General features: G+C 39.6%; 10 protein-coding genes. 6 read left to right on the top strand and 4 right to left on the bottom strand.

The window, feature by feature from the left end; genetic code table 11:
- Positions 1–339 precede the first annotated feature (339 nt).
- Positions 340–2,043 carry a GGDEF domain-containing protein gene (locus E0409_RS09225; RefSeq protein WP_131290067.1) on the top strand — a complete coding sequence of 568 codons (1,704 nt, stop codon included), beginning with the start codon at positions 340–342 and terminating at the stop codon, positions 2,041–2,043.
- Between the two features lie 168 nt (positions 2,044–2,211).
- Here E0409_RS09225 and E0409_RS09220 read toward each other — a convergent pair whose 3' ends face one another.
- The 3 genes from E0409_RS09220 to tenA all read right to left on the bottom strand — a co-directional run bounded on the left by E0409_RS09220 (position 2,212) and on the right by tenA (position 6,637).
- Entirely contained in the window at positions 2,212–2,571 is a 360-nt protein-coding gene (locus E0409_RS09220) for a hypothetical protein (protein WP_131289961.1), read from the bottom strand.
- A 64-nt stretch (positions 2,572–2,635) separates the two neighbouring features.
- Positions 2,636–5,467, bottom strand: a complete 2,832-nt coding sequence (gene uvrA, locus E0409_RS09215; protein WP_131289958.1) for an excinuclease ABC subunit UvrA — start codon at positions 5,465–5,467, stop codon at positions 2,636–2,638.
- A 498-nt stretch (positions 5,468–5,965) separates the two neighbouring features.
- Complete coding sequence (gene tenA, locus E0409_RS09210) at positions 5,966–6,637, bottom strand: thiaminase II (RefSeq protein WP_131289955.1); 672 nt, start codon at positions 6,635–6,637, stop codon at positions 5,966–5,968.
- 238 nt (positions 6,638–6,875) lie between these two features.
- Between tenA and E0409_RS09205 the strand changes: the two genes are divergently transcribed.
- The 4 genes from E0409_RS09205 (at position 6,876) to E0409_RS09185 (ending at position 12,072) form a co-directional block, all read left to right on the top strand.
- The gene (locus E0409_RS09205; protein WP_131289952.1) at positions 6,876–7,961 is read left to right on the top strand and encodes a DUF475 domain-containing protein; all 1,086 of its coding nucleotides are present in this window, start codon (positions 6,876–6,878) and stop codon (positions 7,959–7,961) included.
- Positions 7,962–8,109: 148 nt separating this feature from the next.
- Entirely contained in the window at positions 8,110–9,474 is a 1,365-nt protein-coding gene (locus E0409_RS09200) for an MFS transporter (RefSeq protein ID WP_131289949.1), read from the top strand.
- Positions 9,475–9,525: 51 nt separating this feature from the next.
- Positions 9,526–10,119 (top strand): single-stranded DNA-binding protein, encoded by a 594-nt coding sequence (gene ssb / locus E0409_RS09195; RefSeq protein ID WP_131289946.1) that lies wholly within the window; start codon positions 9,526–9,528, stop codon positions 10,117–10,119.
- Between the two features lie 805 nt (positions 10,120–10,924).
- Positions 10,925–12,072 (top strand): IS3 family transposase gene (locus tag E0409_RS09185; RefSeq protein WP_131289943.1). Its coding sequence is split into 2 segments (ribosomal slippage): positions 10,925–11,171 and positions 11,171–12,072, totalling 1,149 coding nucleotides; the frame shifts between segments, so codons are not numbered across the junction.
- Between the two features lie 66 nt (positions 12,073–12,138).
- Here the strand turns inward: E0409_RS09185 and E0409_RS16915 are convergent.
- Positions 12,139–12,261: a hypothetical protein gene (locus tag E0409_RS16915; RefSeq protein WP_286364052.1), complete on the bottom strand. Its 123-nt coding sequence runs from the start codon at positions 12,259–12,261 to the stop codon at positions 12,139–12,141.
- 216 nt (positions 12,262–12,477) lie between these two features.
- Between E0409_RS16915 and E0409_RS09180 the strand changes: the two genes are divergently transcribed.
- A complete protein-coding gene (locus E0409_RS09180; protein ID WP_252151798.1) occupies positions 12,478–13,044 on the top strand; it encodes a hypothetical protein in 567 nt (188 codons plus the stop codon).
- Positions 13,045–13,377: the final 333 nt, after the last annotated feature.

Below are 13,377 nucleotides of genomic sequence, written 5' to 3'. Positions count from 1 at the left end.
AGGCTTTCGAGATGAAACAAGGATTGATTTACTTAAGTTGCTTAATGGGGGGCTTGATGCAATTAGGTGCTTGTCAAAAGAAAAGCGAACAGAATTCTATAATCAATCCATGATGCTGATGAGCGCAAGCAATTGAGCTTAGATATTTTGGATAAACTTGGTTTATTCTTTTATCTTCATTAGAGAGTAGTATTAATAATAATTTTTTATAAAAAAATAAGATAAACGGTTGATAAGAAAGAATTAGTAGTATGAAAATCATGTAATATATACGATTGTATTATAAACGAAATATGATGATGATTGGCCAGTTGTTTTTGTGTGGGACGTACTGAATCCATGTATAAATTACGTTCGGGACATATTAGTCAACGGCTTTTTTTGTCGATGATTATCATTATTTTCTCACTGCTTTTTCTTTCTGTTCCCTTAATTGTCAGTAGCTATCAGAGTTATCAAAAAGCAGATCGAGCCTTAACTGAAATTTCTGCGCTACGTGCAGTTGCCGATTTAGCCAATAAAGTTTCACGCGAGCGAGCACCTGCGAATAAGGTGATGTCGAGCACTGCTGAAGAATTAGCTGAAAATCTACAAGAGCTGCAAGCGCATCGAAAAGAAGTTGATATACAAATTGATCAGACCATACAGATTTTAAATGCAGCGGGCTTTTCTGCCCAGGTACGAGGCTTATCTTCCAATTTAAAAGTAACTTTACAGCAAGGTCGTCAAGCTGTAGATGCGTATGCTGCTTTGCCCCGATCTGAACGTACTTCAAAACAGCTTGATGAAGCGATTAAGAAAATGTTCACGGCATGGGATAGTTGTCATGAAATTTTAAAAAATGTATTGGTACACGCTGAAGCTAAAAGCACATCTGTTTCTGAATACTATACGCTGATTTTAATTCTGGCAGATTTACGCGATCAGGGAGGGCGAATTGCCTCCAATATCATGGCATCCATCACTTTTGTAGAAAAAATACCTGAAGATAATCTGGCTCGATCATTACAGACTCAACATCAGGCAAGGTATTTATGGGCTTTGGTCAATACCATACAACCTGAACAAGGTAAAACCCCCGAATATTTAGCTTTGCATCAACAAGTAAAAGCACAGTTTTTAGACAAAGGTATTCCAATTGTTGCGGGTTTAATTAATGAAAGTTTGCATCATCAGCGTTATTCATTAACCGGTACGCAATTGACAGAGGCTATGGTCGACAAATTTGTCACAGTGGTAAATTTGCAAACTTATATTTTAGATTACAGTGTTAGCGTTGCTCAAGATGAGAAAAATAAAGCGAAACAACAATTTATAATAACGCTATTGGTTGCAGTAATTTGTCTGGTTACCGCATGTTTTACCATGATTTATGCACGAAATGGGGTATTTAAACCTTTACTGAAAGCCAAAAATGCAATTCTTCGTTTGGCACAGCATAAAGTTGCAGATAGTGAATTTGATAAATTATCAAATGATCCAGTAACATTGTTACAGGCAATTAAAAAGTTGAAATCCGTGCTACAGCAACGCGATGCTTTAGAATTCCAACTCAGAAATATTGCCAATACTGATAGTTTGACTGGTGTATCCAACCGTTTGGCTTTGGATGAATACATTAAGTATTTGGAAAAGAAACCTGAAAAATTTACTCAAACAGCCCTGATTATTTTTGATATTGATGATTTTAAATATGTAAATGATACATTTGGGCATATTATCGGCGATGAAGTTATTAGGCTAGTTGCGGAAAAATTACAATTTAATGTACGTACTTCGGATTTGATTGTGCGTTATGGCGGTGATGAATTTTTGGTGTTAATCGAACAGGCTGATTTTCAGGATGCTTGGGTTGTCGCGAATAAAATTCTTGAAGAGATTGGTAGCTCTGAACTGTACATTGCCGAGATCAATCAGAATATCCAGATTTCTGTGAGTGCAGGTGTGGCAGTTGGTGCAGCATCGTGGATGGCATTACTTGAAAAAGCCGATAAGTCTTTATTTCAGGCCAAAGAAAATGGGAAGAATAAAGTCGCGGGGTGATGGAATACATGCATTTTTATTGGGAAAGAGCACTATGTAAACTTTCATATAATTCATATCTGAGTCTTAGAATTTCTCCTCGATACCAAGTTGATTTTTCTTGAGTAACTTTTTCTCCATTGAAATAAGTATAAGAATTAAACTTTACTAAAAACTCTCCGTATTTTCTTAGGCATTGTTGTTGGTCTTTATAACCATATAATAATAGTAAGCCTTCATTTTACTTAATAGTTGAAAGTCATTAAATAAGGATGCTTTTAATGGCGTTAATCTTAAATATATATTTTCTTTATCGATTGGATCTTTCTTAATTTCAAAATCAAAAATACTCCATACTTTTAAAACTAGATGATTTATTTCCTCAATGTCTGCAGAAATCTGCATTAAAATTTTTCTGTTGTTTTCTAATTTATCTTTGGATACTGAAGCACTGATATTAGTTCTTTGAAGAAAGTAAGCAAAGAATCCTGTAATAATTGAGCCTAATCCAATTTTAACGGCTGTATCTATAATTTCTAATTCTGTCATATCTAAAAATAAAAAAACGGTGAATGAATCACCGTTTTATCATGTATTTAGCTGAAATAGAAAATTATTTAAGCAAAGGTTTTAAGAACTTCGCTGTATGTGAAGTTTTAGATTTCACCACCTGTTCAGGCGTACCTTCGGCAATAATCATACCGCCACCTGCACCACCTTCAGGACCTAAATCAATTACCCAGTCGGCAGTTTTAATTACATCCAGATTATGCTCAATCACCACAATGGTATTACCCTTATCGCGGAGCTGATGCAGAATGTCTAACAGCTTGGCGATGTCATGAAAATGCAGACCTGTGGTCGGTTCATCCAGGATATATAAGGTTTTGCCCGTATCACGTTTCGCCAACTCACGTGCCAGTTTCACACGTTGTGCTTCACCACCAGAAAGGGTGGTCGCAGATTGACCTAGACGGATATAACCCAACCCGACTTGAGTTAAAGTTTCCAGACGGCGGTGAATCACTGGAATGGCTTCAAAGAAATGCATCGCATCTTCAACAGTCATGCCCAAAACATCGGAAATGTTTTTGCCTTTATAACCGACTTCTAGCGTTTCACGGTTATAACGATCGCCATGACAGGCATCACATGGTACGTACATATCCGGTAAGAAATGCATCGCTACTTTAATCATGCCGTCGCCTTCGCAGGCCTCACAACGACCACCTTTCACGTTAAACGAGAAACGACCTGCAGCATAACCACGGGCTTTAGCTTCAGGCGTTTGCGCGAACAATTCACGAATCGGGGTGAACAGTCCTGTATAAGTCGCCGGGTTGGAACGTGGCGTACGTCCAATCGGACTTTGGTCAATATCCACGACTTTATCGAGGAATTGTAAGCCGTCAATCGAATCAAATTTTTCAGCGGTTAAAGTGGTTGCACCATTCAATTGTGTTGCTGCAAGCGGTAAAAGGGTACGGTTAATCAGGGTCGATTTACCCGAACCTGACACACCCGTCACACAGGTCATAATGCCTAAAGGAATGGTTAAATCAACATTCTGCAAGTTATGACCTGCCGCACCCATCAACTTGATTTTTTCTTCAGGTTTTGGCGGTTGAGTGCGAACTTCCGGCACTTTAATTTTTAACTTTCCGGATAAATATTGTCCGGTAAGCGATTCGGGATTCGCCAAAATTTCGTCATAGGTGCCTTCGGCAATAATATGACCCCCGTGTACACCTGCACCCGGGCCAATATCAATAATATGATCCGCAGCACGAATTGCATCTTCATCATGTTCAACGACTAAAACTGTATTGCCCAAGTCACGTAAGCGAACCAGGGTTTCAAGCAGACGATCATTATCACGTTGATGCAGGCCGATTGAAGGTTCATCGAGGACATACATCACACCCATTAAGCCAGCACCAATTTGTGAAGCCAAACGGATCCGCTGTGCTTCACCGCCAGATAAGGTTTCGGCAGAGCGCGACAGGCTTAAGTAATTTAAACCCACTGACACAAGGAAGTGCAGACGTTCCCGGATTTCCTTGAAAATTTTGTCGGCAATTTCACCTTTGGCACCTTCAAGGTTTAAATCCTGATAGTAACTTTCGGCATCGCCAATCGACATTTTGGTAATCTGTGCGATGGTCTTGTCTTTGACACGAACGTTACGCGAGATTTCATTTAGACGTGAACCGCCACAGGCATCACAGGCTGCGTTGGATAAATATTGTGCCAAATCATCACGGACATAATTAGATTCAGTTTCACGGTAGCGACGTTCCAGATGTGGCAAAATGCCTTCAAAAGGTTGCACACGTTTATGCTGACGACCACGCTCATCGATATAACTTAAATCAACTTTTTCTTTACCGGTACCGTAAAGGAATCTCTTTTTGGTGTCGGCATCCAGTTCATTCCAAGGCGTGTCCAAAGAGAAGCCAAAATGTGCTGCGACTTTTTCAATCATGCTGTAGTAATACGGACGTTGTCTGTCCCAACCACGAATCGCGCCCTGGCTAATTGAAACTTCATTGTTTGGAATCAATTTGTCTGCACTGAAATGACTGCGGGTACCTAAACCATCACAGACCGGGCAGGCACCAAATGGATTGTTGAACGAGAACAAACGTGGTTCAAGTTCGGCAACGGCACGGTCGCATTCAGGGCAAGAGTGTTTTGCCGAGAACACACGATCTGCCTGTTCGCCTTTCATCCACGATAAAATCGCGATGTCACCACCTAAACGCAGTGCAGTTTCAAAAGATTCAGCAATACGGTTGCCCAAATCATCACGAACTTTAAAGCGATCCACGACTACTTCAATGGTGTGTTTTTTCTTTTTATCCAGTTCAGGTGGCGTGTCAATTTCGACAATTTCACCATCTACACGCGCACGGACAAAACCTTGGCTTTGCAGTTGCTCAAACAGGTTGGTGTATTCACCTTTACGCTCACGCACCACAGGGGCAAGCAGCATTAAAGCGGTGCCTTCTTCTAAGTTTTTAACTGCATCGACCATTTCTGAAACGGTTTGTGCCACCATCGGCAGGTCATGTTCAGGACAATACGGTGTTCCGACACGTGCATATAAAAGACGTAAATAGTCGTAAATTTCGGTGATTGTTCCCACAGTTGAACGTGGGTTGTGGCTGGTTGATTTTTGTTCAATTGCAATAGCAGGGCTTAAACCTTCAATAGAATCGACTTCTGGTTTTTCCATTTGTGAAAGGAATTGGCGCGCATAGGCAGAAAGCGATTCCACATAACGGCGCTGACCTTCAGCATATAAAGTGTCAAAAGCTAAGGAAGATTTACCTGAGCCTGAGAGTCCCGTAATGACCACGAATTTGTCGCGTGGAATATCGAGTGACACATTTTTTAAGTTATGGGTACGTGCGCCTCGAATACGGATATGACTTTGGCTCATAAAACATCTCGGTAATGTGCAAATTGAAGGTTATATATGATAGCGATTTAATTTTGTTCAAGCTGAATAAAATCGTTTTTTAACGACATATTATGTCGGCCGAATCAGTTGAGTTAAATTTTATAAGACTGTAGCGAGCTTTCGGAAGAGCCACAAGTCTGAATAAGCTACTTTTAATGTGAATCGTGTTGCAGAGGGTGTCGCTAAAAAAGCAAAATCACCGCACAATAGCATGAAAATAAAAAGGGAAATGAAAACAATGATTGCCAAAATTTTAATCACACTGATTGCTTTGATTGTGCTGAATTTCAGCTAAGCAAAAGGTATTCTAAAGCTAGAACTTTTGTAAAGAATTCGATAAGAGTTGGATATTGCCGAATTTTCCAGATGACAATGGGTTTCCTACTTTCCCCGAAAGAAAAGTAGGTCGAACCGAAGGTTGATATTGAAAACGAATTTAGAATAATAAGACTCCGTTGTGTTAGGTCTTTAGTATGATTATTGATCCAAACCCAACCACTGTCTTTGATCATAAGCACTATCCCAGAACAACCATTCCAGTTTGGCAGCCGTGGTATAGGCATGATGCATTTTCTCAAGCGTATCGGCATCACAACGTGCAGCGACTTTATCAACCGTGGCAATCACATTACGTACAGCCTCATTGAATTCTTCACCTGCATAGGTATCGACCCAAGCTTGGTACGGATTATTCGATATTGAATTATCGACAATATCTTTACCGACTTCTGCATAAATCCAGAAACAAGGCAGTAAAGAAGCCAAGACTACCGGATAGCTTTCAGACCAGGCTGTAGCAGTTAAAAATGAAGTGTAATGATGACAAGCCAAGGTTAAAGGGGTGGATTCAAATTCTTTTTTGGTGATATCAAATTCTTGCATAAAGCCATCATGCAGGCTGCGTTCAACCACAATGGCAATTCTGGCAGCTTCCGCAAACTGAATCACGTCATCGGCTTCAAAAGCTTTGGCAGCACAGACTGCAAGTGATCGACCATAAGCCAGTAAATAATGCGCATCTTGAATCACATAATGACTAAAAACGTCTTTGCTCAAAGTACCTTGTGCAAGTTCTTGGTTAAATGGCAGGGCTAAAGTTTTTTGATATAAAGCTAGATTTCGCTGCCATACATCTTGAGAAAAGCTCATGTCATCATCCTGTCGAGAATAAAAGAAGAATTTACAGAAGGCGGGACTATAACAAGAGTTTTCGCGCTAAGATATCAAGCCGCATAAATAGTGTATTTATCTTCAAAAAAAATCATACGAAGAATTTTGGATTAATATCAAAAAGCCGTCATAATTGTGCACATAAAATCTTAAGCTTCTATTTTTAAGTTTTACCGAATTTACTCTCTATACATATTTGTTCATAGGTCGATCTATCATGATGAAACATTTTGGTTTCTCAATCATTTTTACGATCGTGTGTCTGGCTATATCTGCATATTGGGGCTTTACGCATGGCCCGGAAGCAGGTTTAAAGACCATGTTCACGGCGTTAACCATTACTGCCATTCTGGCCGTCATGGAAGTATCACTTTCTTTCGATAATGCCGTGGTGAATGCCTCGGTACTGCGCGGTTGGGATCATTTCTGGAAAATGATTTTCTTAACCGTCGGTATTGTTATTGCTGTATTTGGCATGCGTTTGGTGTTCCCGATTGTGATTGTTGCAGTCACTGCGGACATGGGCATGCTTGAAGTCGTGAAAATGGCGATCAATGATCCGATTAGTTATTCAGAAAAACTGATGGCACATCATGCTGAAATTGCAGCATTTGGTGGCTCATTCTTGTTACTGGTATTCCTGAATTTCTTCCTGGATAGCGAAAAAGATACCCACTGGTTTAGATGGCTTGAAGCACGTTTGTCTAATTTAGCCAACGTACCGGCAATGTCAGTATTCCTTTCACTGGTTGGCTTGCTGATCATGGCAGCAAATGTAGAGGAAACTGCACGTTTAGCCGTGACCATGGCCGGGATCTGGGGCATTGTGGTTTATATCGGGGTTCAAGTACTCAGCCACTTGTTAGGCGGTGAACCTGAAATTGATGAACAGGGTAATGCTGTAGCACATGATGCCAGTGGTGCATCTACAGGTGTGATTAAAGCCGGTTTTGGTGGTTTCATTTACCTTGAAGTACTTGATGCATCGTTCAGTTTTGATGGTGTCATCGGTGCTTTTGCGATTACATCGGATGTTGTAATCATTATGCTCGGTCTTGCCATTGGTGCAATGTTTGTGCGTTCAATGACCATTTATCTGGTCGAAAAAGGTACATTAGATGCGTATGTTTTCCTTGAACATGGCGCGCACTATGCCATTGGTGCTTTGGCATTCATTATGCTGGCGAGCGGTACTGGGTTACACGTACCTGAAGTCGTGACTGGTTTGATTGGTGTGGCATTTATTGTTTGGGCAGTGATTGCATCCATTCAATATAGTAAGCGTCAAGAACGGATCGGTTAATGGTTTTTTAAGAAAAACGGTTACAATAGGGGCGCATGAAAATGCGCCCTTTTTTATGATGGCTGATCTTTGAATAAATCAACATCCATAACATGAATGTTGTAGGATAGCCCATCGAAATTAAATTTATAAACCTAAGCTTATTGATATGATGAATGCTTTAGAACGCCGTTCAACCTTTGCCTTAAGCAGTATTTTTGCCCTGCGTATGTTGGGCTTGTTCATGATTATTCCTGTGTTTTCTGTGGCAGGACAGTCATATCAAGGGGCAACACCTGCGCTGATTGGTTTGGCGGTAGGCGTATATGGTTTAACCCAAGCGATTTTACAAATTCCATTCAGCTTGCTGGCTGACCGTTTTAGCCGTAAGCCTTTGGTGGTTTTAGGCTTATTGTTGTTTGCGCTAGGTGGTGCAATTGCCGCGATGTCCGAAACCATTTATGGCGTGATCATTGGTCGTGCGATTGCCGGTGGTGGTGCGGTTTCTGCCGTGGTGATGGCATTGTTAGCCGATGTCACCCGGGAAGAACAGCGCAGTAAAGCCATGGCCGTGATGGGAATGAGTATTGGTGTATCTTTTATGGTCGCCTTCAGTCTTGGACCTTGGCTCACCAGTTTAGTCGGTATTTCCGGACTGTTCTGGGTGACTACGCTGATGGGTTTGACGGCAATTTCGATGTTGCTGCTGGTTCCCAAAGTGACCCGTCATCATAAAAACTATCAGCAAGGTTATCTCGCACAACTGAAACAGGTGCTGAAAATGGGCGATTTAAACCGCTTGCATGTTTCAGTATTTGCACTGCATTTATTGCTGACTGCGATGTTTATTTATATGCCATCACAATTGATTCAGTTTGCTGATATTCCATTGGCCAGTCATGGTCTGGTGTATTTGCCATTGCTCATTATTAGCTTGTTTTTTGCTTTTCCAAGCATTATTTTGGCGGAAAAATATCGTAAAATGCGCGGCATTTTCCTGACTGCCATTGGCGGGATTATTCTGGGTTTACTGGTGCTTATTTTTGGTTATGAATCAAAATATATTTTATTGGCAGGTTTAGGATGCTTCTTCATCGCCTTTAACGTGATGGAAGCCTTGTTACCTTCATGGTTATCCAAATCAGCCCCGATTCAGTCTAAAGCCACCGCGATGGGTGTGAATGCCAGCAGTCAGTTTTTAGGGGCATTTTTTGGTGGCATGATTGGCGGTCAACTCTTGTTACTAAATAATACTTCAATGGGTTGGAGTATCCTGGCAGGGATCGCTCTGGTCTGGTTATTGATCAGCTTTGGCCTGGCTCAGCCGCGTTATCTTTCATCGCTGGTATTGGCCTTGCCCGAGACAAAACAAACGGATGAGTGGACTTCTCAACTTTTGGCGATTCGTGGTATTGAAGAGGTTGTGGTGATGTCTGATCAGCAATTTGCTTATGTTAAAATTGATAAACAGCTGATAGATGAAGCTGCGCGACAAGATTTAACGCAGTTGTTAGGTAAAGAGGTAGCCATTTAAGCATAACTCTTATAAAGTAAAATATAGAAATAAATAGGAAGTGTACGTCTGATGCGTGGTGTTAATAAAGTTATTTTAGTGGGAACTTTAGGTAAAGATCCTGAAACCAAAACTTTTCCAAATGGTGGTTCTCTGACTCAGTTTTCAATCGCAACCAGCGATTCGTGGACTGACAAAAATACGGGTGAGCGTAAAGAGCAAACTGAATGGCATCGTATTGTGTTGCATAACCGCTTAGGTGAAATTGCACAGCAATATCTACGTAAGGGTTCAAAAGTTTATATTGAAGGTTCATTGCGTACGCGCCAGTGGACTGACCAAAGTGGCCAAGAACGCTACACCACAGAAATTCGTGGTGAACAAATGCAAATGCTAGATAGCAACCGTCAGCAAGGTGAACAAGCTGCGGGTGGTGACAACGCCGGTTATAACCAGCCACGTTTCAATAATAATCAAGGCGGAGGTTATAATAACAATAATAACAACCAAGGCGGTTATGGCAATAATCAAGGTGGTGGTTTTAATAACAACCAGCAAAGCGGTTATGCCAACAATAATCCGTCTGCTTTCCAGCCGAAAGCACCGCAATCTGCACCTGCGCCTGTCGCTGCACCTGCTGATCTAGATGATGATTTACCGTTCTAGATCATATATAAACATAATTTGTTAAGTTGTTAGTGAGTATTTGAATTGAAAATAATTTCAATTCAAATACTTAAGTAGAAAAATAGCTTCTTTTATTTTGTTAATAAGAGAAGCTATTTTTTTAACTATAGAAAATGTTAAGTTAAAAGTGCATATATAATTTATTTTGTTAAGTTGATGTGTTAAAAAAGAATGTATCAAGTTTGGAAATTTATTAGATGGATGTAGAGGTAATCTTGCATGATTCTGGAGAGTTGTTGCCTATACTCTTAGATGATGATGGTATGCCAATACCTTTACCAAATATTTATTTTGTCAAAACGACATTCAAGCTCTAATACATTGATCAGAAACTTAAGAGAAATAAAATTACTGTATCAATGGTTGCACATGCACAACATCGACTTATATGAAAGATTGATTCAGAAGAGACCTTTTACTGAAGCTGAAATTGTCGGAAGTCTTGTAGAGTTTCTAAGAAAAGACCATGAAAAAAGACATAAAACTATCAAGATCGCAGTTAGAGCCAATACATTTAATCAAAGGCTGATCACTATTAAGCAGTTTTTAAACTGGTATCTTGAGATGTATATTGGAACTTTATCTTTCACATCAAATAACTATCAATACTACATCACATATAAGACAAGACTTATCTCTTTATTAGATCGCTGCTTTATTAATTCTCCACCAACCAATAAAAGCCTTAGTAAAGGGTTAAGTAGTAGTGAATAGCCACCGATTTTGTAGACACCTTTTAGTTAGATAAAATGGCTAATTAACGAGGTGCTTATGAGAGGTGCTTATGAGCAGTAAACGATACCCTGAAGAATTCAAAATTGAAGCAGTAAAACAAATCACTGAGAAAGGTCATAGTGTTGCTGATGTCGCAGCACGTTTAGGTACGACTACACATAGTTTATATGCTTGGATTAAACGCTATGATCCTCAACAGCCCAAGACAACAGAATCTACTGATTCAAGTGCAGAATTGGCAAAGTTAAAAAAAGAGCTGCAAAGGGTCACTGAAGAAAGAGACATATTAAAAAAGGCCGCGGTGTACTTCGCAAGCCAGTCCAAATGAGGTACGCCTTTATTCAGGACAATCAGCACATATGGCCTGTCCGTCGTTTATGTTCAGCTCTGGATGTTCATCACAGTGGTTATTACGCATGGTTAAAGCAACCCATCAGTAAAACTGCGAGGAAACGGCAACAGCTTTCGGGATTAATTAAACAGTTCTGGCTAGAATCTGGCGGAGTCTACGGCTATCGCAAGATTCACTGTGATCTGAAAGATGTCGGTGAAAGTTGCGGGATTAATCGAGTACATCGGTTGATGAAAGCAGATGGTCTTAAATCACAGCGTGGCTATCGCAAACCTAGAACTCATGCTGGTATTCCAGCTGTTGTTGCCGCAAATACTTTAGATCGCCAATTTAATCCAACTCATCCCAACCAGCTGTTGGTGACAGATATTACCTATATCCGTACTCATGAAGGATGGTTGTATCTTGCAGTTGTGATTGACCTGTTTTCACGTCTTGTTGTTGGCTGGTCTATGAAATCCAGAATCACGACAGATCTGGTTTTAGATGCATTATTGATGGCTTTGTGGCGAAGACACCCAAAGAACAAAGTCTTGATCCATTCTGATCAAGGCAGCCAATACACCAGCCATGAATGGCAGACATTTCTCAAGCATCACAATCTTGAAAGTAGTATGAGTCGTAGAGGAAATTGCCATGACAATGCTGTTGCAGAAAGCTTCTTCCAGCTATTAAAGCGGGAACGAATTAAGAAGAAAATCTATGCATCAAGAACTGAAGCCAGATCAGATATCTTTGAATATATTGAGATGTTCTACAATTCAAAACGCAGACATGGTTCCAATGGTCAGCGTTCTCCATTAGATTATGAAAAAGCCCATCAAAAGATGGTTAGGTGTGTCTAGAATTTTGGTGGCTATTCAGTCCTTAAAACAAATAGGAGATCGAAATCCCCCTATTTGCATAATGATTTATCCTTGATAGTGATCATTGTTTGGATTTAACTGATCTGCATGATTATAGAGAGAATCCCAATAAGCATCGTTGTTTGGATTCATGCTATCTGACCGGTTATCATTTTGTGTTCTAGACATTCTACTTTCTCCTATCAAAATGGTTATCTAGTGATAAGAATCATAGAAGTTATGAAGAAGGCATTTGGGGATATAAAAAAAGATAATTTTAGATATCTGCATATTACTGAATAATTCGGCCACCCATTCCTGTTCGTGTTCTACCAGTTATTCTATCCAAGTAGGCCACTTATAACTCGCAGCTCCTAACAGGCATACAGATTAAGGTGAAATAAAATGATTTGGATCTGGTTTGCAGTTATTGTCGCACTGATTTTTGCAGCAAAACCTTTGGCGTTTAGAATAGTTAAGAAATTTCAGAAAGATATACCAGACATTTTAAATACCAAACCTATAGTGTTAGATCAAGAGGCAATTAAAATAGCAGCTAATGAATTTATGCAGGCTTTATTAGATTGGAAATCTGAGAGGAACATTAGGGAAACTATAGTTCCCTATAGACCTGAATGGGGTGAGCAAGAAATTCTGGACTGTATTGAATGGAGTGAAAGCCTTATTGATCCAATGATAAAAGTATATCAACCTGTTTATGATGTCGCAATTCAGAAAGAAATCGACCAACCATTTGATTTATCTGGTTATATTCATTCTTTTTTTACGGGTTTTTATTGGAGTGAAGTTGATTATCCTGAAATTGATAAGCCATTGAGCAAATTAAGTGAATTAATGAGAGGTGGGTTATCCCACGAGGAATTCTGGGAAACAGATTATTATAAAAAGCATCTTGTACCTAAAAAAGTACAAGAACGTATGGAAGAACTAAGAAAAATAGGAAAATATTAATTTTATAATTTCTTTAATAGCACTTTATCAAAGATAATTATAGTAGCCTACTTGGAACAGTAATGACTGGTATCATACTAACAAGAATGGATGGTAGCTTTATACAAGAATATGCAGATATCTTCATGATAGTTAATTTTGTAAAGTTAAGAGGAAGGGAGATATAGAGGTGGATCAGGAAATTTGAACAACACTTATAAGTGATATTTTGCTCCCCAAATGATGTTATAAACATCAATATATGGAGTATTTTATGGCACGTAGACCAAGAAGAAATCATTCAAATGATTTTAAAGCTAAGGTAGCACTTGCTGCGATTAAAGCAGAAAAAAC

The organism is Acinetobacter sp. ANC 4862 (assembly GCF_004336635.1).
Lineage (GTDB): Bacteria > Pseudomonadota > Gammaproteobacteria > Pseudomonadales > Moraxellaceae > Acinetobacter.
This window is presented reverse-complemented; position numbering and strand designations above follow the sequence as displayed.

Bases quoted from the DNA above. Each gene is read 5' to 3' on its own strand.
- E0409_RS09225 (WP_131290067.1), top strand. From the start codon at position 340: ATGTATAAATTACGTTCGGGACATATTAGTCAACGGCTTTTTTTGTCG.
- E0409_RS09220 (WP_131289961.1), bottom strand. From the start codon at position 2,571: ATGACAGAATTAGAAATTATAGATACAGCCGTTAAAATTGGATTAGGC.
- uvrA (WP_131289958.1), bottom strand. From the start codon at position 5,467: ATGAGCCAAAGTCATATCCGTATTCGAGGCGCACGTACCCATAACTTA.
- tenA (WP_131289955.1), bottom strand. From the start codon at position 6,637: ATGAGCTTTTCTCAAGATGTATGGCAGCGAAATCTAGCTTTATATCAA.
- E0409_RS09205 (WP_131289952.1), top strand. From the start codon at position 6,876: ATGATGAAACATTTTGGTTTCTCAATCATTTTTACGATCGTGTGTCTG.
- E0409_RS09200 (WP_131289949.1), top strand. From the start codon at position 8,110: ATGATGAATGCTTTAGAACGCCGTTCAACCTTTGCCTTAAGCAGTATT.
- ssb (WP_131289946.1), top strand. From the start codon at position 9,526: ATGCGTGGTGTTAATAAAGTTATTTTAGTGGGAACTTTAGGTAAAGAT.
- E0409_RS16915 (WP_286364052.1), bottom strand. From the start codon at position 12,261: ATGTCTAGAACACAAAATGATAACCGGTCAGATAGCATGAATCCAAAC.
- E0409_RS09180 (WP_252151798.1), top strand. From the start codon at position 12,478: ATGATTTGGATCTGGTTTGCAGTTATTGTCGCACTGATTTTTGCAGCA.